At 40.8% G+C, this 21,486-nt stretch carries 17 protein-coding genes and 1 tRNA gene; 4 read left to right on the forward strand and 14 right to left on the reverse strand.

Annotated elements, in window-relative coordinates; genetic code table 11:
* Positions 1–381: 381 nt before the first annotated feature.
* Together J7E57_RS04585 and mgtE are read right to left on the reverse strand one after the other, a co-directional pair.
* Positions 382–996: an HAD hydrolase-like protein gene (locus J7E57_RS04585; RefSeq protein ID WP_215132381.1), complete on the reverse strand. Its 615-nt coding sequence runs from the start codon at positions 994–996 to the stop codon at positions 382–384.
* A gap of 9 nt (positions 997–1,005) precedes the next feature.
* Positions 1,006–2,382, reverse strand: a complete 1,377-nt coding sequence (gene mgtE / locus J7E57_RS04590; RefSeq protein WP_029275973.1) for a magnesium transporter — start codon at positions 2,380–2,382, stop codon at positions 1,006–1,008.
* A gap of 295 nt (positions 2,383–2,677) precedes the next feature.
* Between mgtE and J7E57_RS04595 the strand changes: the two genes are divergently transcribed.
* Positions 2,678–2,749 (forward strand) — tRNA-Arg (locus J7E57_RS04595).
* A gap of 21 nt (positions 2,750–2,770) precedes the next feature.
* On the opposite strand, the gene J7E57_RS04600 is transcribed toward J7E57_RS04595, so the two are convergent.
* The 6 genes from J7E57_RS04600 to J7E57_RS04625 all read right to left on the reverse strand — a co-directional run bounded on the left by J7E57_RS04600 (position 2,771) and on the right by J7E57_RS04625 (position 7,824).
* Positions 2,771–3,058: a hypothetical protein gene (locus J7E57_RS04600; RefSeq protein WP_215132382.1), complete on the reverse strand. Its 288-nt coding sequence runs from the start codon at positions 3,056–3,058 to the stop codon at positions 2,771–2,773.
* Positions 3,059–3,433: 375 nt separating this feature from the next.
* Positions 3,434–4,192 carry an SDR family oxidoreductase gene (locus J7E57_RS04605; protein ID WP_215132383.1) on the reverse strand — a complete coding sequence of 253 codons (759 nt, stop codon included), beginning with the start codon at positions 4,190–4,192 and terminating at the stop codon, positions 3,434–3,436.
* A 76-nt stretch (positions 4,193–4,268) separates the two neighbouring features.
* Positions 4,269–4,838 carry a Crp/Fnr family transcriptional regulator gene (locus J7E57_RS04610; protein WP_215132385.1) on the reverse strand — a complete coding sequence of 190 codons (570 nt, stop codon included), beginning with the start codon at positions 4,836–4,838 and terminating at the stop codon, positions 4,269–4,271.
* A gap of 148 nt (positions 4,839–4,986) precedes the next feature.
* Positions 4,987–5,154 carry a hypothetical protein gene (locus tag J7E57_RS04615; RefSeq protein WP_215132386.1) on the reverse strand — a complete coding sequence of 56 codons (168 nt, stop codon included), beginning with the start codon at positions 5,152–5,154 and terminating at the stop codon, positions 4,987–4,989.
* The gene (locus J7E57_RS04620; RefSeq protein ID WP_215132387.1) at positions 5,151–6,638 is read right to left on the reverse strand and encodes a PAS domain S-box protein; all 1,488 of its coding nucleotides are present in this window, start codon (positions 6,636–6,638) and stop codon (positions 5,151–5,153) included. Before J7E57_RS04620 ends, J7E57_RS04615 begins: the two co-directional genes overlap by 4 nt.
* 472 nt (positions 6,639–7,110) lie before the next feature.
* Positions 7,111–7,824, reverse strand: coding sequence for a DUF3891 family protein (locus J7E57_RS04625; RefSeq protein ID WP_215132389.1), 714 nt, complete (start codon positions 7,822–7,824; stop codon positions 7,111–7,113).
* A 412-nt stretch (positions 7,825–8,236) separates the two neighbouring features.
* Between J7E57_RS04625 and J7E57_RS04630 the strand changes: the two genes are divergently transcribed.
* The gene (locus tag J7E57_RS04630) at positions 8,237–8,737 is read left to right on the forward strand and encodes an RNA polymerase sigma factor (protein ID WP_215132390.1); all 501 of its coding nucleotides are present in this window, start codon (positions 8,237–8,239) and stop codon (positions 8,735–8,737) included.
* Positions 8,738–8,853: 116 nt separating this feature from the next.
* Positions 8,854–9,219, forward strand: coding sequence for a response regulator transcription factor (locus J7E57_RS04635; RefSeq protein WP_215132391.1), 366 nt, complete (start codon positions 8,854–8,856; stop codon positions 9,217–9,219).
* 960 nt (positions 9,220–10,179) lie between these two features.
* Here the strand turns inward: J7E57_RS04635 and J7E57_RS04640 are convergent.
* Positions 10,180–11,202, reverse strand: coding sequence for an LLM class flavin-dependent oxidoreductase (locus tag J7E57_RS04640; RefSeq protein ID WP_215132392.1), 1,023 nt, complete (start codon positions 11,200–11,202; stop codon positions 10,180–10,182).
* A gap of 120 nt (positions 11,203–11,322) precedes the next feature.
* Here J7E57_RS04640 and J7E57_RS04645 point away from each other — a divergent pair, with 120 nt between their 5' ends.
* Positions 11,323–11,847, forward strand: a complete 525-nt coding sequence (locus tag J7E57_RS04645) for a hypothetical protein (protein ID WP_215132394.1) — start codon at positions 11,323–11,325, stop codon at positions 11,845–11,847.
* Between the two features lie 473 nt (positions 11,848–12,320).
* On the opposite strand, the gene J7E57_RS04650 is transcribed toward J7E57_RS04645, so the two are convergent.
* The 5 genes from J7E57_RS04650 to J7E57_RS04665 form a co-directional block, all read right to left on the reverse strand.
* Positions 12,321–13,082, reverse strand: a complete 762-nt coding sequence (locus tag J7E57_RS04650) for a DUF72 domain-containing protein (protein WP_215132395.1) — start codon at positions 13,080–13,082, stop codon at positions 12,321–12,323.
* A gap of 525 nt (positions 13,083–13,607) precedes the next feature.
* Entirely contained in the window at positions 13,608–14,702 is a 1,095-nt protein-coding gene (locus J7E57_RS27070; protein WP_317196517.1) for a RagB/SusD family nutrient uptake outer membrane protein, read from the reverse strand.
* Positions 14,703–14,705: 3 nt separating this feature from the next.
* Positions 14,706–15,542 (reverse strand): RagB/SusD family nutrient uptake outer membrane protein, encoded by an 837-nt coding sequence (locus J7E57_RS27075; protein WP_251029801.1) that lies wholly within the window; start codon positions 15,540–15,542, stop codon positions 14,706–14,708.
* Between the two features lie 9 nt (positions 15,543–15,551).
* Positions 15,552–18,647, reverse strand: coding sequence for a SusC/RagA family TonB-linked outer membrane protein (locus tag J7E57_RS04660; RefSeq protein WP_215132396.1), 3,096 nt, complete (start codon positions 18,645–18,647; stop codon positions 15,552–15,554).
* Positions 18,648–19,541: 894 nt separating this feature from the next.
* Positions 19,542–21,476, reverse strand: a complete 1,935-nt coding sequence (locus J7E57_RS04665; protein ID WP_215132397.1) for a glycoside hydrolase family 97 protein — start codon at positions 21,474–21,476, stop codon at positions 19,542–19,544.
* Positions 21,477–21,486 lie beyond the last annotated feature (10 nt).

Raw genomic sequence — 21,486 nt, forward strand, 5'->3', positions numbered from 1 at the left:
AAAACCTGTACAATATAGGCAAGTTAAATTCCAGGCTATACTTAATTTTTCTGCTCATAAAATGCTCCGATTAAAGTGTCCAACTTTTTGGGGGCAGTCCACGAAGCGAGGACTTGTAATGAAAAGCGGGGGCAAACTTTAAAAAGATCTACTGCCATTGCTTTTCAAAAACTGCAATCTATTACTAATAAGTAATAAAATACTTTAGTTGAGCTTGTATTTTGCATTAAGATTCCCGCCTCCGCGAGAATGACGACCATTCTTTGTTCGTGGTATCAGATGTTACCATCTGATACCAAAAGAAAAACATTTTAGAATAAATTATTGATCTTTTATAAAAACCGAACAGTTAGATGGTAACATCTAACTGCACATCATAAATTAGACTTCCAGCCCGTAAGCAGCCAGCTGCATTTTGGTATCTTCGTAATCGGTATGATGAATACCTCTTAAGCCTAAACCTTCGGCTACCTGCACAAAAAGCATCCGGTCGTCAATATATAAACTCGTTTCTACATCGCTCTGTGAAATATCGATGGCTACTTTAAAAATATCGGCATCGGGTTTGCGGAAATGTACAAAACTAGACGACACGAAGAAATCGACAAATTCGTTCAGTTTAAAAGTATTGATGCGGTATTGGTTCAATTCTCTGCCTTCATTGCTGATTACCGCTACTTTAAGGTTGTATTTCTTTTTTAAATCGCAGATCAACTGAATCATTTCTGGGTAAGGAAGTGATTTTTTGAACATAAATTCCTTAAAATCATCGTAGCTAAAGCTACGTTCTTCGAAGAAAACAATACGCTCTAAATATTCATCAAGCGTTAATTTACCCACTTCATAGGTATCGAAGGTAAGGTGATGACGTTCTTCGAGATCAACAGAGTCGAGGTTAAAAAGCACAGAAGCCTCCCCCCTTGCGTGCCTGTCCCAGCCATTGGTTAATAAAACGCCACCGATATCGGTAAAAAGTGTGGTAATTTTCTTTTGCATGATTTAGATTTAGAGTAAAACGCCTTTTAAAATTAATACGGCAACGCTGAAATAGATCACGATCCCGGTAACATCAACCATAGTGGCTACAAATGGTGCTGATGAGGTTGCTGGATCGAGTTTCAGTTTTTTCAAAATAATTGGCATCATCGAACCGATTAAACTGCCCCATAATACAATGCCAACAAGGGTAAAAAATATAGTAGCTGCAATTAAAAACCAATGCGGGCCATAGTTGTAAAGGTGTAACTCTTGCCAGGTTACAATGCGGATAAAGCCAATTGTGCCTAAAATGATGCCGAGCAAAGCTCCAGAAACCAATTCGCGGCGCATTACGCGCCACCATTCAGCGATGGTTACTTCGCCCAAGGCCATGGCCTGGATAATTAATGTTGAAGCCTGAGAACCACTGTTACCCCCGCTACTCATAATTAATGGAATAAAAAGCGATAATACTACTGCTTTTTCGAGTTCGATTTCGAAGTGCTGCATGGCTGTTGCAGTTAACATTTCGCCTAAAAAGAGTACGATTAACCATCCTGCACGTTTTTTAACCAGTTTTAGGATTGGGATATCGAGATAAGGTTCATCCAAAGCCTCAGTACCTCCAATTTTGTGCATATCTTCTGTATATTCCTCATTTGCAATCCACAAAATATCATCAACGGTAACAATACCTAAAAGAATGTTATTTTCATCCACTACGGGTAAAGCCACACGGTTGTTCATTCTGAAGATATTGATTGCATCTTCCTGAGGATCGTTTGCTTTTAGGGCAATAAAACGTTTATCGGTAAGTTCGCCAATAATTGCTTCGGGATCAGCCAGTAAAACCTCACGGATCCTGATATCATCCAACAATACTCCTTCTTTATCGATCACATATACTACATCAATGGTTTCGGAGTTTTTTCCATAGCGCCTGATGTGCGCCAAAACCCTGGTGATAGACCATTCGGGTTTTACGGCGATGTAATCGGGTGTCATTAAACGGCCAATACTATCTTCTTTGTAGCCTAAAAGTGCAAGTGATTCTTTACGTTCTTCGGGTGGTAAAAGTGTAATCATTTTTTTTACCACATCGCCTTTTAACTCACTAAAAAGTGCTGTACGGTCATCGGGTGGCAGATCTTTGATAATCTGATTGAGTTTATTGCCCGAAAGTTTTTTAATGATACGCTCTTGCGTAGGAAAATCCAGAATCCGAAAAACGTTTACCGCCCTGTTAAGGGACAGGGTTTCGATAAATTTAGCTGCATATTGTGGAAGTTCATCAATCAGTTCTTCAACATCCGAAATATTCAGTTGATCGAGATATTGCTTTAAAGCCTTATCATTTTCTTTTTCAAGCAGTTCCTGAATCTCTTCCACAACCAATTCTTCCATAAAATACAATCTAATTTATTACATGCCTAAACCTCTATTAACGGTTCGCAAAGGTGCATTTTTATTTCTTAAAAAGCCAACGGTGTAGGTTTAAAATTAGCCAGAAAGGTTTCTTAAATTAAAAATAAAGGGGAATAAACTCAATAAAGCAGCCCGTTGCTTTATGATTTAATCATTTTTTAACATAAAAAATATCTCAACAGCAGGAAGTTAATTTTGATATGAACTTACAGATTAAAAATAGACTTGTTTTTGTAATGAAATGATTTTGATTTTTCTATATTTGCAGCCTTATGCTCCCGTAGTTCAATGGATAGAATTATGGTTTCCGGTACCATCGATATGAGTTCGAATCTCGTCGGGAGCACCTCACGAGACAAATCAATTTTTAAGCGGTTTGTCTCGTTTTTATTTTACGCGACTCGCTATTAATCAGGCATATTAAACCAACACCTTCATTCAATCTAGGTGTTCGATAACCATCCTCATGATACACTAACTTTTCGGGGAAAATTGCAGCGATTATTTCACGTTTTAAGTCTATTTCTGCCTCAGAATATGCCTTCTCGACGTTTAAAAGGGTGTTCGATAAATTTTTGATAAGGTTATTTAAATCATCCTGTTTTTTATCAAAAGAATTTAGGTTTTTCTTTAAATGGTAGATCTTTTCTTCCAACTGCTTTTTGATGGCTCCATAATCTTCAGGGGGATTTGATTATTAAATCCACAGCCAAAACACATTAAGTGTAATGATTTGGCTGTGGATAAATAGCATTTAATCTTTAATAAAGGCAAAAAGAAATAACTGTATTTTACGATGGGTTGCTTTTGTCATTTGAGGTAGTTGATCTGCAAAGGTAAATTATATCCTAGTAACAAAAACATTGCCTTTTTCAATTCAGTTAAAGAAATTAGGCAGGCCGTTAAAACCTGGCATTAACGTGGTGAAACCCTTGGTTATCATGGTGAAACAAAGATTAAGCGCTTTTACGCTTACCTGGAGTTAGTAGGAGATAAGGGTTTCGGTATTTTTATTATATGCTCTTCTTTTTTACCAGGGAATCTCGCCTGTAACAGTATTCATATCCTCAGAGAAAAATTTACCTGTTGGTCCGTTGTTCTCGATTAATGCATATTTTACTATTCGTTTCGCTGCGTCTTCAACAGAACCTTGTCCAAGTTGACGATTGAAATCGGTTTTGGTAGAACCGGGACTAACAGCGTTAACTTTAAAAGGTGTATCCCGTAGTTCGTATGCTAAAACAATAGTGTACATATTCAACGCTGATTTTGAAGATTGATACACAGCCCCTTTAAATTTGTAATGAATAAATGTTGGGTCGCTGTGCAAAGTGAGCGAACCCTGACTTGAGCTTACATTAACGATACGGGGCTCTGGCGATTTTTGCAATAGATCCAAAAATGCCTGGGTTACGCTTATAACGCCATATACGTTAACTTCATAAACCTGTTTAAACATATCGACACCAGTGCCGGTTGCGGAGTGCATTATCGGTGTATCTCCCTTAAATTTTATTCCATTAATGCCCGCATTATTGATAAGCACATCCAACACTTCTGTTTTCTTACCAATTTCAATGCGAGCAGTATTTACTGATTGCTGACTGGTTACATCTAACGCTATAGCTTCTACATTTTCAAATCCTTCGGCTTTCAATTTTGCAACGGATGCTAAGCCATTCTTTAAATTACGACTACCCATGTAAACATGATACCCTTTTTGTGCAAGTTGCCTTGCAACTTCTAAGCCAATACCTTTGTTCGCTCCTGTAATTAATGCTGTTTTCATTTTTTGAATTTTAGATTTCTATTGCAAAAGACAGCAATAAAAAACCTACAGGGTTTACCATTTGGTAAAAAGCAATTCAATGAATTTTTTTTCTTATTCTGCTTAACGACTGCTGGGTAACACCCAGGTATGAGGCGATGAATGATAAAGGGATACGATTTACCAACATGGGAAAGTTTTCCATGAATTCGATATATCTCGTAGTGGCGTCTTGTGAAACCAACGGACTTCTCCTTTCTAATTTTTCGGTATGATACTTTGTAATTATTTTTTGAATGATGCTGTCCCAACCAACAATGGTATCTGAAATTTCTTTCCAGTCTTCTTTTGAGAATACAATTAGTTTGCAATCAGTAACAGCTTGCAGGTATTCGGAAGGAATATAGTTTGTGACAGAAGTATGTCCATCTAAAATCAAATGGTTTTCATCAACAAAGTAACGTGTATTTTCTTCGCCTTTGTTGGTATAATAATATATCCGAAGAACACCCTCTAAAATAAAACCAATTTGTTTTACCGCTTTTCCTGCTTTCCAATAATATTCGTCTTTAACAAGCGCTAACTCATTGGCCTTTTTAGAAATGAAATCTATTTGTTGTTGGTTCAAATTGCTAAACTGCAGAATATAATCTATAAATTCTTTCATTAACGAAAGTTAGTAATCGTTATGCTAGGAACATTTACCATTTGGTAAAAGTTTTTGATCGCATAAACTGATCACGGATACTCCTCTCACAATTGTTCTAGGCCACAACTATATAATCTCTTTTTTAATGCGTCAAAATCCTTGTTTTCTATTTCATTTCCGCATTCCTTTTTAAGCAGCCATCTGGCTCAATAAACTTAAACTCATATTCCTTCAGCACCCTTCCGCCCATGGCAACAAATGTAATGATCACCAACAAATCAAATACTTTAGCTTTCAGGCTGATAGAAGTCTCTTTTAAATTTCCGCAATTCAATCTTTCTGGATTTCTAAATCAAAATAAAACGTCGATCCGGCATTTTCTTTGCTTTCAACCTCAATTTTGCTGTTGTGCAGGCGCAGGATTTCTGAAACAAGAAATAGTCCGATTCCAAATCCTGTGACGCCCCCTGATTTATTGTTACTTACCCTGTAAAACCGTTCAAACAGTCTTTTCTGATCAGCAACGCTGATACCTATGCCCTCATCACTAACAAGTACCTTTACCTTTCCCGGATGCTTCTCGCAGCCTATAGTAATGGTTCCGCCCGCAGGGGAATATTTTATCGCGTTACTTACCAGGTTCATCAGGACTTGTCCTATTTTGTTCCGGTCGGCGTGAACGGTGATCGCTTCACAATCAATCAGTTTTACGGTATGTTTTGTACTTAAGATCTGAACGTCACCGATAATTTCCTCAACCAGTGGATGCAGTGCAAAAATTTCTTTGTTAAGCTGTATTTTCCCATCCTCCAATCTTGCCAGATTCAGGAAGTCATGAATCATCGATGCCATTTTTTTTGCCTGGGCGTGAATCTTCGTTAACGCCTTAAAACCGAAGTCGTCTTCATTTTTGGTTTTTTTTATAAGTATCTGAATATAAGACATGATGGCCGTTAAGGGTGTTTTAAGTTCGTGACTGACCATCGTTACGAAATCATTTTTTCGTTGTTCTTCCTGTTTCTTTTCAGATATGTCCCTTGCTATGGTCGATAAGCCGACTATATTGCCCTTGTCATCCCTGATCGGGGATATAGTCAAGGATACATCAAGTATACGGCCGGTCTTGGTAAGCCTCCTAGTTTCAAAGTGCTCTACCTGATCGCCGTTCCATAACCGTGACAGGATGCGGGATTCTTCATCCCGACGATCCGGTGGTAACAGCTTTTGAACCGGTTGCCCGATTATTTCAGGCTCCGTATAACCAAATATCCGTTCTGCTGATTTATTCCAGCTGGTTATAGTTCCTTCCAGGGTTTTACTAAGGACGGCATCATTAGACGAAGCGATGATAGCCCCCTGTTGTTCCAGTACAAGCATCAACTCGCGATTTCTTTGCTGCTCTTGCATAATTGCAGTAATATCTCGGGTAAAACACCGGGTATGTATAAATCTGCCGTCTTTCCTCAGGACATTTGAGTTGATAAGTACGTGCTTAATGGATCCGTCCCTGCATTTGAGCTTTGCCTGGTAATTATGAAGTGTTTCATTGTTGATAAGGCGCGTCAGGATGTCCTGTATCACCTCTTGATCTGCATGAAAATTACTAATCGGAAATCCGATATATTCTTCTTTTGTGTATCCAAAAGTATCGAGTTCTGCCTGGTTCGCCCATATAATTTTCCCAGCCCCATCAACCCAGTGAAGCGGTATGGAAGCATTTTCAACGAAATCAGTGAGCTCATAAACCTTATGTTTCAGTTCTCTGTTTTCCTTTTTGTACTGAGCAAGGCTTTCTTCAATCTTTGATATATCTTCCATGGGGCAGCAGACTAAAGCTTTTTTTAATCCAATTTAAGCTAAAGATAGCAATTAAAAGCCACCTTCATCCGCCGCAGGCATATCATCAAAACGAAAGCCATAAGGAATGCCGCTACTGGTATAACCGATTATAAAAGCAAATTCATTAGCCAGTCATCCCCGAAGCCATAATTTATGCTCCTTATTTTCTTGTTTCTGCGTTGCATGGTCAGCTAGTGAACGCTTAAGCGCTTCTTCATATTCCGTACTGACTATTTTTTTCTTCTTCTAGTTAATGGCACCCCTAAAAGCCCTTTAATCTGGCTGGTTCAGACATTCAGCGATTTTCTTCAGAAACTAATAGTATTCTCTATTTCCTGCTATACTCAAACGGGCAAGCAGGGTGTCATAGTGTATTTAGGCAAAAACAGGATTTTGTTCTCAGAAGCTAATACTGATAACATCTCAACTCTCCTACTTTTTTCAATTATTATCAGGTTGCGCTGATGACTAATTTCCTAAGTTCGATTGTTGCGTTCTGGAGTACATCTTTAAATTCGGTTTCACTTTTAAAGCAAAGGTTCTTTAGTATCCGGCACTCGTAGTGTACATCAAAACTTTCAATTTCAAAAGGCCAGGGCATAACAATCAGGTGGTTTTCTTTTTGAAAAAACTGATAAGATACACCATTCGGTCCCCTGCTGATTTCTAATTTCCGCTCTTCCGGTGGGATCTGTCCCTGGCAGATAAGCAGCGAAAAAGCATCGCAGAATTCGAGAAGTTCATATGCGCGGTTAACTTCTGCAGTGTTGCTATCAGCCTCTTTTATCCATTTGCTTTCTAGTTTTTTAAGGTCTGCAAGATATGGCTTTGCTGCCGGCTCACCTCCATGGGTGAAACCGATGTGCCTTGCAAACAATAAGGCGATAAAACGGCTTTTGCTCAACGCCATCTCAATCATCTGCCTGCAGGCCTGCTCATTAAAACAGGTCATCTTAAAGTTCATGGGTCCACCACTCTCGGTGAGCAGCGGCCCAAGCTGAAATTCGTTGAAAACATCATCGTGTTCAGTTGTCGCGATAAGGGTTTCCACCCATCTTAATGGCTGGTCAGAAATTTTCCACCGCGCACAGACCTGTCCCGCCAAAAGACCGTGAGCACGCTGGGTGATAATTTCCCAGCCATTATCTGTGTAATTAACAATCAACTGATTCTCTCCTCATAAATATGCCCTTATGCTTTACAACCGTTTACGCTACTTTTCCAAACATTTCTGCACTGTCACTGATGATTGGGGCTGGGTCTGCATGATTCTATAACCTTGCAAAACACAGAAAGTTTTATTCACTATTAAAATCCATTTTAACAAATCCTATTCAGCCGCGTAGGTGCTTCACAGCATGAAGTAGTAAAGTATGACAGGGAAGAAAAGGGAACAATCAGTGTCTCGGTGCAAGGGATAACCTAACAGTCATCTGGATTATGCCTGAAGCGATGCTGTTTTAGATACTAGGTAGCTGGCAACGTGACCAATCTCAAAGTTTAATAAACTATTTCCATGGATATCCGTTGTTGTAATATAAAAAATAGTTATTGGTAAAGGGAGATAATATTTAAATATGGATTTGAAGGATTTTACCCAAGCTGCAGAACGCCATTCAGCACAATTATTTACGCAGGCATTAAAATTCACTAATGACGAGGATGACGCTAAGGATCTTGTACAGGAAACCCTTATTAAAGGAGTACGTTTCTGCGACAGATTTGATAACGGAACCAATTTAAAGGGGTGGTTATATGTGATAATGAAAAACACATTTTATAATAATTGTGTAAGAGCCAAGCGGAAAAGCGAAATCATTTCAGATGAGGATTTGACGAATCCGAATTTAATGGAAAGTTCAACGAAAAACCTAGGCGAAACATCCTTTGCGATTAGTGATATCATGAAAGCCCTGGCCTCGATAAAACCTGAATACCGGATTGCATTTCAAAGGTATTTTGAAGGCTATAAGTATGACGAGATAGCCAAAGACCTCAATGTTCCATTGGGCACTGTTAAAACCTATATCCACCAGGCGCGATGTGAGCTGAAAAAATACTTGAAAATGTACAGGTAATACTGTATTCAACCGCTTTGGCTCTCTTAAAAGAAGTTCTGTTTGTGTAGCCCTCTAAAAATATAAAACAATTTCAGGCATTTACCGATTATTATACTAATAAGTTTGATTAGGTTATGGCAAAAAGAATATATGTCCTCGAAGACGATCAGGACATCAGGGATATCATAGAGATGATCCTTACCGAGGAAAAATATGAAGTGATAAGCTTTTCGAATATTAGTGAATTCATGTCAAAGGACAAACATGATCAGGCAGACCTGTTCCTTCTCGATATCAAGTTGCCCGACGGTAACGGAATCAATGTATGTGAAAAGCTAAAGAAAGATTATAACACCGAAAAAATACCTGTGCTCATGATGAGCGCCCACTCGAATCAGAACGAGGTACAAAATTCGTGCGGTGCACAGGGTTTTATCGCTAAACCGTTTGATATATATAAGCTGATAGAACAGGTTGGCCATAGCATCCGCCACAATTAACAAAAATATGCTTACCAGCTATGGGGAGTAAAACATTCTAAAGAAAGGACTGGTAATTTGGCATGGCTGAACAAAATGTTGGCTAGCTATTCTGTCGAAGGATACATGTTTCCCGCAATTTATGCGAAGGTATATACAGTACTGACAAGAGCATAATCCCTACTTTTAGCAGGATTTTTTTTCATAAATTCGATCATGATTTTTTTAATATGTTTTAATAAGGGAAATTATCGGGAATTCCGTTTTAATTTTTATAAAGACGCATTAAGCAAATTGGCTTTGATTGAAGCTGGCACAAAAACCATATGTATCTTTGATGCAAAAGATAAGCGGATAATTTACAATTGTCATGATTTAGATGATCACTTGACAGCCCTGCTTGCACACCTTAAACCTAAATTGTCGCGGTTGCTTTCAGAGAGTCTACTTAAAACGAGATTTTTACCTTACAGGATCAAAACCTCCATATTTATGAATTCAGATCAACTTCACTAATGGGTTCAGTTCAATTGTTGATCTACTTACAGCAAAAAACATAATAGCCTTATCCTAAACTATCCGGTTGTTCCACGGATTTTATGTTAACCAAAGTTGCCTTGGCTCTGGCGATTGCAGCGGCCGTATCGATACCTTCAGCTAACACATCGGTAAAAAAAGGTCCGCCGGTTTCTTTTAACCTACCGGTGCGTTATGGATTGTAAAATGGCGCATGATAAGCCCATAACTTGAGATGCGTTAAATGGCATTCTCCACCAGGCCGTAGAATAAGATGGATATCCGCGAAATAGTAAATTTATTCAATTTTCGATGTGATGTAGATCTTTTTAGAAAGACGGTTATTTTTCAAAAAAAAGCGGGAAAAACCAAAGGCTCTTCCCGCTCATCTAAATTAACGCTCTCGGAATATAAACGCTATCGCCGGCAATATGTTTTGTGCGATTAAAAAAAAATCAAACTAATCTATCTCCATCCAAGTCCCGGTGCAACGTGTTCCAGAATGGCAGATAGCACATGCATATTGTAATCTACGCCCAAGGTATTTGGAATGGTCAATAGTACCGTATCCGCTTCCTGTATCGCCTCGTCGGCAGCCAGTTCCTTTATCAGCTGATCGGGTTCAGCAGCATATCCCCGACCGAAAACCGCCCTTTGGGTTGGCTCGATATAGCCAAAACTATCCGCCCCTTTCCCCTGCTGACCGAAATAATACCTGTCCTGATCGTTCATCAGCGCAAATATTGAACGGCTGACAGAAACCCTTGGCTCGCGATCATGTCCCGCTTTTTTCCAGGCCTCCTTGTACAGCCTGATTTGTTCGGCCTGCTGGATATTGAAGGGCTTGCCATTTTCATCAAACTTCAAGGTAGAACTCTGCAGGTACATTCCGTTCTCTGCCGCCCAGACAGCAGTCGCATTGGAAGCGGCTCCCCACCAGATGCGCTCGCGCAGTCCCTCGGAATATGGTTCTAGCCTTAACAGTCCCGGCGGATTGGGAAACATTGGATTTGGATTGGGCTGTGCAAATCCTTCGCCTTTCAATCTTTCCAAAAACTCCAGCGCTTTTTGCCTTCCCATATCAGTATCGTTCTCTCCATCCTTTGGTGCAAAACCGAAATGCCGCCAGCCTTCGATCACCTGCTCGGGCGAACCCCTGCTAATGCCCAGTTGTAACCTGCCACCAGAGATCAGGTCGGCTGCACCAGCATCCTCAACCATATATACAGGGTTTTCATAGCGCATATCGATAACGCCTGTTCCGATTTCGATCTTAGAAGTTTTTGCGCCAATCGCCGAAAGCAGCGGAAAGGGCGATGCCAATTGCTTTGCAAAATGGTGTACCCTGAAGTACGCTCCATCAAGGCCGATTTCTTCAGCCGCAACGGCAAGGTCGATGGATTGTAGCAAAGTATCACTAGCGGTGCGCGCCTGATATGAGGGATGTTCCGACCAATGCCCGAACGATAAAAATCCGATTTTCTTCATTTCATTAATTGCTAAATCCAAAGCTACCATTACTCCTATAGCGCAAAGGTCATCGTGTAGTCATATCCTCTACTACCCTTCAGCAAACAATAGACCCGACTAATTGTTCCAAAGTCAGTCATGTCAAGAAGAAAACAGATACGGTCAAAGGAGCAGTTTGCCGCTGCGCTCGAACTGGAAAGAGCGGGCGATAATTCTGCCGCATTAAAACTCTACCGGAAATCCGCAATGACAGATCCTGCTAATTCCCACGCTTGGAACAGGCAGATGGTACTTTTGCGCAAAACTAAATCAAAAGAAAATGAGGTCAAGCTCATTAAACTGGCCATAGCCGAATACCAGAAATCCCACGAAACCAAACAACAAGATTGGCTGAAAGAAAACCAGGCCAAGGCAGACAGTACCCGTGAACTGGCGCATGTACTCGGTCTTTTGGAACCAACAGGCCTTCCGAAAAGCGACGACACCATCATCGAGAAATGGCAGACCAGGCTGTACCTGCTTGAATACCGTATCAAAAACGCAGGGAAGAAGAAAACCTCGTCTAAAAAGCCTATAAGCAAATCGCCAAAAAGTGCAACGCCTGCACCTACAAGGCCTAACCAAAACACTGCTACTAAATCCAAGCTAGCAAAAAAGCAATAAGATCAATCCAATCTGAACAGGTCCTCATTACCGTTCACCAGCGACTCTCTAAACCTGATTTTTAACAACTCAAATTCTCCAAGCATTGAAAACACGCCCAGTTCGGGCAGATATTAACGCTCGTTACAGATTATAACATAACTGCGCAATATCCATATCTGCCTTCCAATCTTGTAAAGGCAGCTCAAGCCTGCTTTTCCGGCATAAATTTCTGCCTGCCCTTCCAGTAGCTCGCTGGCCCCGCCCTTGTCAAAATGGTTTCTTTCGTACCCTAAAGCTAGGTCAGCAAAAGCGCACAAACAATTAGCTTTTCTTAAGAAATGAAGTCAGGATTCTTTCAATAACAAAACCATTAAAAGTAGAAATCGGGAAAAACCAAAGGCCCTTCCCACTTATAAATTAGCGCTCTAAATTTAGCGCATATCCTTGCTCCTTCCCGCCTTAGGCTCGCCAGGCCAAATGCCTAGCAAATACTAATAGGTATCCCTAACGATCTGGCGCAGCATATTCAGGTTGGCATGCGCCTCTCCCATGGTATTATTGAAGTACACGAACACCTTTTTGCCCTCCGAAAGCCACTCGGTTACATAGCTTGCATACTCATATAATACGTCGTCAGAATAGCTTCCCCTATAGTTTCCTCCCGGACCATGGAACCTGAGGTAGATAAAATCAGGATGGCTTTCTCGCACAGGAGAACTGGCAGGCGACTTATCGTGGACCACCATACCAAGCCTAAACTCTTCCAAAAGCTCATACACCTCATCTATATATAAAGAAGCATGCCGAAATTCCAAAGCGATCTTCCATTCAAAAAAAGGATCATTATCCCTAAGCACCGACATCAGAAAGCGCAGCTGTGCAAAATGGGAAATCCTTACGCTCGGGGGGAACTGTACCAAAAGACAGCCCTTTTTCTCCTCAACATGCGAAATGACCGAAAAGAACCTGGACACGACCTCTGGAGCAAAGGCCAAGTCCCTGTTATGGGTAATCTCCTTGAAAAGCTTAAAGGTAAAACGAAATTCCTCGGGCACATCTGCCGCCCACTTTTTCATCGTGGAAACCTGCGGCACTTTATAAAAGGAAGAATTGATCTCGATAGAATCCATCAGCGAGGCGTAATAGCACAGTCTGCTCTTCTCCTGGAATTCTTTCGGGTAGTGCAATTTATTGGGAACCGGTAACAGTAGCCCGCTGGTACCCGAGTAATAGTTTTCAAAGGCTATGTCCATATTCTCCAAACAACCAGGATAGAAAATTGTTGAGTGGGGCCAGATCAGAAGAAAACAAATCCCGTCCGAATGCCATTTATCCCTCACCTAAAGCTAATCGTTTCAGTCATACCAAACGGAAAGCCAGTACCGGAATAAATTGTGATTTCACTCATAAATAGGTTGACCAGTGAACCTAAGGTTAAGGTTTTACTGTTGTTTAATGAAATTAACAAATAATCTTGATTTCATCACTTGTTTTAACAATTAACTAAATAAGGGGTTGTGCCACAATAGGCAGATGGCGGTCGAACGCTAGTTTGCATGGCTGAACTTCTACCGTAGACTAAGCAAAGACTATGAGAAAACAGCCATATGTCCGTTCGAAGTAGCAATTTAAACAGCCTCTATTTAAGCGTTCTATATTCTCCATCATAAAGTGCTGTTGATGTCGGTTTTTAAAACGGTTAGAATCAATCGGTTCGATTATGATAATACTGAAAGAAAAACAGGCAGATTTCTTTGAAAAATCTGCCTGTTTTGAATTTAGTAGCCAGGATTTTGATATGCTTTCTTTGCCTCGTCAGGCATTTGCATGCCATCTATCTGCCCTTGTGGAATTGGACGGAGATAAAGATTTGGTGTAATCGTTCTGGTAACCGTTACTGGTGTATGGTCGCCATATCCTGTACCACAAATGCTGAAAGTAGTGGATAACTCTGCCCATTTTTGCGTTCTAATAAGGTCGAATCTCCTGTATCCTTCCGCATAATATTCACGCGATCGCTCTGCTAAAATATAATTGATATCAATTGTTGCTGGGGTTGCGGCAATCATGGCTGCACTATTGTCGGCTACTTTTGCCACATTACCATTATTATCCCAACGCCATTTTCCGGCACGGGCCCTCACCACATTGATCAGTTCGCGCGCACTTTTACCTGCTTTGGGTGTAGCACCTTTTACAGCAGCTTCGGCAGCAACGAAGTAAAGTTCAGAAAACTTTGCAATAGGATAAGGCCGGGTACTACCTGCATTTGGCTGACCTAAGCCCGTGCCATTATCTGTACGGTAAGGCCCCAGTTTCCAAAGACCCGGATAAACGATTCTGCTTATTCCCGCTGGGGAAATTACATAATCTGCCCTTCCTGGTAGTGTGCCGGCGCCAACATTACTTGTTCCGGCTCCGCTTGGATAACTTACGGCGCTATTATCAGCATCCAGAAAGGTTAAAACAGCATTTCCGGGAACGATAGACAAGCCATTGGCATTAACCAAAGAGGCAGGGGCCGATTCTGGAGGGTTATATCCTTTAGGCCAATTTCCACGATATACCGTTGTAAAGGTACCATCATAACGCGAATCCAATGTTTTATCGGCAAAAGTATTTTTAAACACTTCAATAGGTGGAGCCATCCGGTTCCACGGCCTGCCAAGGTGTTGCTCTGCTTCACGCTGAACCGAACTGATTCCTCCGCTTCTGATATTGGTGTAATTCCAGGTCATCATCCAACCTGCAAAATTATCAGGCGCCCCACCACTACCGAAGGTTAAACTACCGCCATTAAAACGTTCGCTCGTTTGGGTATGATCAGCATATAGCAACATTTCTTTATTACGGTCATTCGATCCTAAATTCACATCCTAATAAGTATCTACCAAACCGTAAGATCCAGGACTTTCGATAGCTGCAGTTGAAACATCATAAGCCTGCTGAAAATACCAGTTTGCATCATGTCCGTCAGGATCAGTACGGTTTGCTGCAGGATAAGTTGGGATATTGTTAGGATTTTGCAACCACCACCCATAAGTTAGGTAGGCTTTTGCCAAATACAGCCGTGCCAAAGTTTTTGTTACTCCTCCTGTAACGCGGGCTGCAACAGGTAAATCGGCAACAGCAGTCAATAAATCAGGAAATACTGCCTTTGTATATACCTCGGGAACTGTATTGCGAACCGATGTTCTTACGGGACTGGTATTGAATTTAAGTGGTCCGGCACCCAAATCGAGTGGCACCCCACCAAAGGTCTGTACCAATAAAAAATAATCAAAGGCGCGGAAGAATCTTGCTTCGGCAACCAATGAAGAGGCAATACCTGCGGCACTGGCATTCTCAATTACGCCACTTGCTGTATTAATATTCGGAAAGGCTTCTCCCCATAATACGCTACTGGGATAACTTGTAGAAAGTATCGACCCCACACCTGAACAATCCATATCCTTAAAATTTCCATCAGCATCTTTGCCCCAAGTAGCCTCATCGGTACCGGTAATTAGCGAATTATAATAATAGGCCTGCCCATACATGTTGCGGAGGTGACCGTACATTGCTGTAAGGCCGCCATTTACCCCTGTTACTGTTTTAAAATAATCTGGTGTAAAGAGACTGCGGGGTTCTTCTTCAAGAATTTTTTTACAGCCTGAGAAAACGACCATCCCAAGCCAAATACTCAATGTTATATTTAAATGTATACGTTTCATATCGGTATATTAAAATGTTAAATTAAGACCAGCTACGTAGTTACGGGTAGATGGGGTATTGGTACCAATGGTTAAAATTCTCCGCGGATAAACCGATGCTACCGCAGCGTTTTCATCGCCGTATGAATTTGTTTCAGGATCCATGCCCGACTCGCGGTGATATGGAGAGAACATCACAAAAGGATTTTGAACGGTTAAGTACATCCGAAGCTTCAATCTAGAATCTTTTAACAAACTTCGATTGAAATCATAGCCTAAAGAGATCGTCCGGATTTTTAAGAAAGAAGCATCAAAATAACCTAATGTACTTCCATACTTAGGGTTATCACCGCTTGCAATACCGCCAGGTTTCGGATATTTTGCTCCTGTATTTTCAGGTGTCCAATAATCAACTTTAACGTTGTTTCTTCTACCAGATAAGAGATTCAGGTATCCGGAAGAACCATATAATGTACTAAGCAAAATTCCACCGTCTTTAAATAATCCTACTACATTGAGGTCAAATCCTTTATAAGCTACTCTTGTATTGAATCCTCCTGATAATTTAGGATCCACATCCATGATCTGTCTATCTGCTGCTCCGATAGGTCTTGTTGGTTTGCCGGTCGCATCAAAATCGCCCGTGTATTTTACTTTAACCATCCCCACATTACCGCCTGGCTCTAAAACATTCAGATATGGATCTCCGGCCTGCCACAAACCTACTTTTTCAAAATCAAAAATGGCATTGATGTTATGGCCTACGAACCAAGCATTCCCTTCGTCTCTGGTTTGGCCTGATGCAAGGGCAACGAGTTTGTTTCGGTTTGCATAAAGATTAAATCCCACATCCCACGACCAGCCTCCTTTATCGTTAAAAATATTACCGTTAACACTCAGTTCCCACCCTTTATTCTGTGTTTGTCCGATGTTTGCGGTATAACTGCCCACACCTGCGGTAGAAGGTAGTGCAACGCCTAATAATATATCTTTGGTGTTGGTTACATAGTATTCAAATGTTCCTGTCAGTCTGCTTTTTAGTAAGGAGAAATCGAGGCCATAGTTCCAGGTTTGTGAATATTCCCAGCCTAAACCCGGACTTGGTAACTGAGAAACATAATAGCCTGTGGCATAGTTGTTATCGCCAAAATTGTAAGGACGCGAACTTAGCAAACCAAGGGTTTGATATGGATTTACCGCCTGGTTTGATGTTTGACCGTAACCCACTCTGATCTTCAACCTGTCGATAGCAGTTATCCCTTTCATGAAATTTTCATTCATCAGGTTCCAACCCACAGAAACAGCCGGATAAGTATTCCATTTATGCCCTGGCGCCAAGCGTGATGACGCGTCAGATCTGATGGTTGCACTGATTAAATAGCGATTATCATAGGCATACATCACTCTTCCCATGTAAGACATAAGTCCACTTAAGCGGTAGTCGCCGTTACCGATTGTTAATTCTCCATTGGCCTGACCAAGATTGTAAAACTGAAAAGCATCAGACGGAATATCACGTGCTGACATGGATGACGAATTGAACTTATTCTGTTCAGCAGAATATAAGGCCACTACATTGATGTTGTGCTTTTCTGAGAAGGTTCTGTCATAAGTCAATAAATTCTCAAGTGTCCAATGGTAGGTTTGCGAATTGCTAACCCCAGCGGTAGAAACCGTAGTGGCAGTGGCACTTCCAATTCCAACGCCTGTATAGTTACCATTGTTGCTCTGGATAAAATCAAGGCCGAGATTGGTACGGTATTTTAGTCCTTTTACCCATGGAATGTTAACCTCACCATAAAATGAATTATAGGTAGCAAAGCCACGCGTTTCATTAAGCCATTTATCACTGAGATTCTTAGTGAGTTCGCGGGTGTAAATCCACGATTCATCCTGAGGCATCCTGATTGTTCTTTTCAGGCTGCCATCTGCATTGTAAGGATTTGCGATAGGCGAATTGCTAAGGATGCCATAAACGCCGAGCTGGTTGCCTTCACTTAAGTTGTAATTGTTATTGGTGGTAAATCCAATCCTTAAGAAACTGGCAATTTGCTGATCCATGGATGCTTTCATTGAATACCGGGTGTACTGTTGAGTTGGGATCAGACTTTGATTCTGATAATAGCCGCCCCCAAAACTGTAACTGCCAGTAGTAGATCCACCAGATACACCAACATCATGACTGGTTACAACTGCTGATTTATTATAGAATAAATCTTGCCAATCGGTATTTACGTCGTTAGATTCATCTGCGCCATTGGTTGTAAATAATCCAGCTGCCTTGCGCAGGGCAACAAATTCTGGTCCATCCATCATTGGATATTTGGCAAAAAGGGTTTGTAAACCAGTATATGAATTATAGGATACTTTAGCGGGAGCTCCTTGTTGACCACGGTTAGTGGTGATCAATATCACTCCATTCGCTCCTCTTGAGCCATAAATCGCAGTAGCAGAAGCATCTTTCAAAATATCTAAACTTTTAATGTCGTTGGGATTGATATCACCAATGGAACCTGGAAATGGGATCCCATCAAGCACCACCAACGGATCATTGCTGGCTGAAAGTGAACGCTGACCGCGGATCAGAATCTGCATGGTTGCACCCGGCTTGGTAGAAGTTTGTGAAATGTTTACTCCTGCTATTCGACCTTGGATAGCCTGTGCTACATTGGGTGCGGGTATTTCACGAACTCTATCGCCCGATATATTTGCCACAGAACCCGTTACCGATTCTTTGCGCTGGGTTCCATAGCCCACCACTACAACTTGTTCAAGTTCAGCAGCGCTCGGAAGTAATGTCACATTGATTTCGGTTTGATTTCTGACCGGAACCTCGCGACTTGTAAATCCGATGTAAGAAAACACCAGTACCGAATTGCTTGTTGGAACCGCAATACTAAAGTTTCCTGTGCCCAGTGTTGTTGTACTGGTTGAGGTTCCTTTGACCAGTATACTTACGCCTGGAAGGGGTTTTCCCTGATCATCCACAACACGCCCTTTTACTTGGGTTTGTGCATGTGCAGCAACCACAAAAAGTGCAAAAAAAGCAATCAGTGATAGTTTGGCTAGACATTTGGAAAGTCCTGCACCAGGCTTTACAAAAAACTGTAAAAATTCATTCCTCATAAAAATTTGGTTTATAATGGTTAAAATTCATGCTTCACGCAGTAATGAGCCGACTGGTTATCCAAAAAACTGGATAATGAGCATCTCTAAAAGAAGCAGACAAGCATGATAGAGGTAAAGTTATTCGGTGAGCACAAAAGTGTAAGTGTCAATTGTTCATAAATATGGAATAAATGTTCAAAGGAAAGGATCGCCTAAAAACGATTATTAAGCAAAGTAAAGTCCTTCGACCACAAAACATGAAGCCATTTTATGCAATCGATTGTAAACTAAATAGATGCAACAAAAAGTCACTTAAATAATCTTTAACACCAACAAATATTGAGGGTAGGTCACTTCGATTATTTATTTTTTTCGAAACGATAAAAAATTGCAGTAAAGATCTTTTCAAAAACTCGGAAATTTCGAATGTTGTTAGTGCTATAAACTTGAATTCTATTAATAATGCGCTTTTAGGGCTATTCTTTAGATATTTTATTATTAGTGTCGTCACCCTGAATTCATTTCAGGGTTTTAATAGCAGGAAAGATGCTGATCCCGAACATTCGGGACAGCATGACGATCGCGTGAGGTAAAGCAGCTGTAAACACTCACTAAGATTTAAATATTAATCGAACTCAGGTTATAAGTAAGATAGCAGCTTTTAGTTCAAGGGTGAATTGCACGTAATGTTATATTTATAAGAATTTATTGTTGGTTCAACCATAATAGGATAGCCAGGTAATACTTACCCGGGATCCAGAACAAATTTTCAGCTCGATCTATCATTTGACAGCTAACAAGCGCTTGCCCTGAATCCGAGAAGTACGCTAAACCAAATTTAATTTCTTTTTCCCCATGCGTTATTTTGACAGCACAAAAAATGCTATTTATAGATTATTTTCAGGTGGTTAGTTACTCAAAAACGGCTACGAAACCATCATTCTTTTTGAGGTCGATTTTCAATTCTCCAGAAGCTGGTATTTTTACTTCTTTGGCAACAAACCCATTGTAACTGTCGTTATCGTTTCCGGAGGAAATAAGTTTACCTGTTTTGTTTTTAAGAAAAGTAAGATTTAACGCAAGGGATTTGTCGAGTGGCTCTCCATTCAATCCTGTAACATACCATTTCGAACCCGATTTTCTGGCTACAACATATAACTTGCCCGGGTATCCATCAATAAATTTTACATCATCCCATTGAGCTGGCAACGCTTTTAAGAAATCTTTAACCTCAATAGGTACATGGCTCATTCCATCCGGCGTTTCGGCATAGTGCTGTATGCCCGATAAAAAAGCCACTGATGTAGCCAGTTCGAATGCAGCGGTTGTTTTTCTTTCGATATTTGGGATCTTATATAAACACATCGGCGTAAAATCCATCGGATCAAACACATTTCTAATCATGGCACTGGCAACCATGTGTTGAGGTGCTTTATTGGCTGCATCTTGCCCAAATGTGATCATTTCGTATCCCAGTACGGCTTCTGCGGTCATTAAATTTGGATATGTTCGTTGCAATCCCCTGGGCAGTGTAGCCCCATGAAAATTGACCAACAAATGGTGGGCGGCGGCATCGGTTAAAATATCATGATAGTAAGCAATCATAGACTGTCCGTCGCCACCAAAAAAATCGATTTTGATGCCTTTAACGCCCATTTCTTCAAGCCTGCTAAACTCCTTCACCCGTTTCTCATGCGTTAACAGTTTATCTCTCGGTGTAAATTTTACGGTATTCCAATCCCCTGCTGAATTATACCAGAGCAACATGCCCACATTTTTTTTTCTTGCGTAGTCAACCAAAACCGCAACCGAATCATATCCAATAGTCTGATCCCAATTTGCATCGATCAAACAATACTGCCAGTTCATATCGGCAGCGTAATCAATATATTTTTTCTGAACGGGATATATCGTTGCCTTATCCTTTTCCAACACCCAGCTCCATGCGGCTTTTCCGGGCTTTACGAACGATAAATCTTTTAATCTTGACGCAGGGGCGAGATCTGTACCAAGCGTCGACTCCATAATTGTAGCCAGATCGCCTATGGCAATGATCCGCCAGGGCGTAATCCATGGAAGCGTAGATTCGGGATAAAGAGCTCCTCCTTTTATTTTTTCAGCTTCTTGCGGAAAATTGATCTGATATTCTCCACCGGGTGATAAACGTTGTAAAGAGGTGCCACAATAATTTCTTTCCAAGCCAGCTTCTGTAAGCATCACCCAGGTATCGCCTGTTTTAAATAGAGCAGGATATACCCACCCGTTAGCACTGGAAGATGGCGTACCTACCGGGATGGCCATATTATAATATACTTCGTAAGAAGGATTGGTATGTTCAAATCCTGTTTGTGCCTCGGCTTTGGCCTGCAACCAGGCCAACGTACCTTCGGTAAAGTGAAAACTTGTCTGTTCTGATTGTATTTTTCTTAACGATGGATCTTTTTCCGGAAATTCGTAACGAAAGGCCGCCCCATCATTAGAAACACGAAAAATAATATTCATACTTTTGCCTGTTGGCGTTCTGGTCGATATCACCAATTCATTTGCCGAATAGGTAATCGATTTCTTTTTTGCATTGAACATTACATAAGTCTCTTTCAATTTTCGCTCAGCAGCATGAACAACTTTTAATGCCCTTGTAAAGTCTTCATCTTCTCTGATAATGCCTAGTTTAGAATTTTGTAAGATTGTTTTTTTACTCCTGGTAATGCTGTAGGTTCCCTGAGCGGGATTACAGGTCAGAACGATTTTCTGATCAGGACTTAAAACACGGTAGCTGACCGCTTCCTGTGCATAAATGCAGGTATTTACAATGGTAAAAATGATAAATAAACGGATAAATTTCATGAGGTTCTAA

This window comes from Pedobacter sp. ISL-64, assembly GCF_018613605.1.
GTDB lineage: Bacteria > Bacteroidota > Bacteroidia > Sphingobacteriales > Sphingobacteriaceae > Pedobacter.

Bases quoted from the DNA above. Each gene is read 5' to 3' on its own strand.
- J7E57_RS04665 (WP_215132397.1), bottom strand. From the start codon at position 21,476: ATGAAATTTATCCGTTTATTTATCATTTTTACCATTGTAAATACCTGC.
- J7E57_RS04585 (WP_215132381.1), bottom strand. From the start codon at position 996: ATGCAAAAGAAAATTACCACACTTTTTACCGATATCGGTGGCGTTTTA.
- J7E57_RS04620 (WP_215132387.1), bottom strand. From the start codon at position 6,638: ATGGAAGATATATCAAAGATTGAAGAAAGCCTTGCTCAGTACAAAAAG.
- mgtE (WP_029275973.1), bottom strand. From the start codon at position 2,382: ATGGAAGAATTGGTTGTGGAAGAGATTCAGGAACTGCTTGAAAAAGAA.
- J7E57_RS04650 (WP_215132395.1), bottom strand. From the start codon at position 13,082: ATGGACATAGCCTTTGAAAACTATTACTCGGGTACCAGCGGGCTACTG.
- J7E57_RS04645 (WP_215132394.1), top strand. From the start codon at position 11,323: ATGTCAAGAAGAAAACAGATACGGTCAAAGGAGCAGTTTGCCGCTGCG.
- J7E57_RS27075 (WP_251029801.1), bottom strand. From the start codon at position 15,542: ATGAAACGTATACATTTAAATATAACATTGAGTATTTGGCTTGGGATG.
- J7E57_RS04635 (WP_215132391.1), top strand. From the start codon at position 8,854: ATGGCAAAAAGAATATATGTCCTCGAAGACGATCAGGACATCAGGGAT.
- J7E57_RS04660 (WP_215132396.1), bottom strand. From the start codon at position 18,647: ATGAGGAATGAATTTTTACAGTTTTTTGTAAAGCCTGGTGCAGGACTT.
- J7E57_RS04630 (WP_215132390.1), top strand. From the start codon at position 8,237: ATGGATTTGAAGGATTTTACCCAAGCTGCAGAACGCCATTCAGCACAA.
- J7E57_RS04610 (WP_215132385.1), bottom strand. From the start codon at position 4,838: ATGAAAGAATTTATAGATTATATTCTGCAGTTTAGCAATTTGAACCAA.
- J7E57_RS04640 (WP_215132392.1), bottom strand. From the start codon at position 11,202: ATGAAGAAAATCGGATTTTTATCGTTCGGGCATTGGTCGGAACATCCC.
- J7E57_RS04605 (WP_215132383.1), bottom strand. From the start codon at position 4,192: ATGAAAACAGCATTAATTACAGGAGCGAACAAAGGTATTGGCTTAGAA.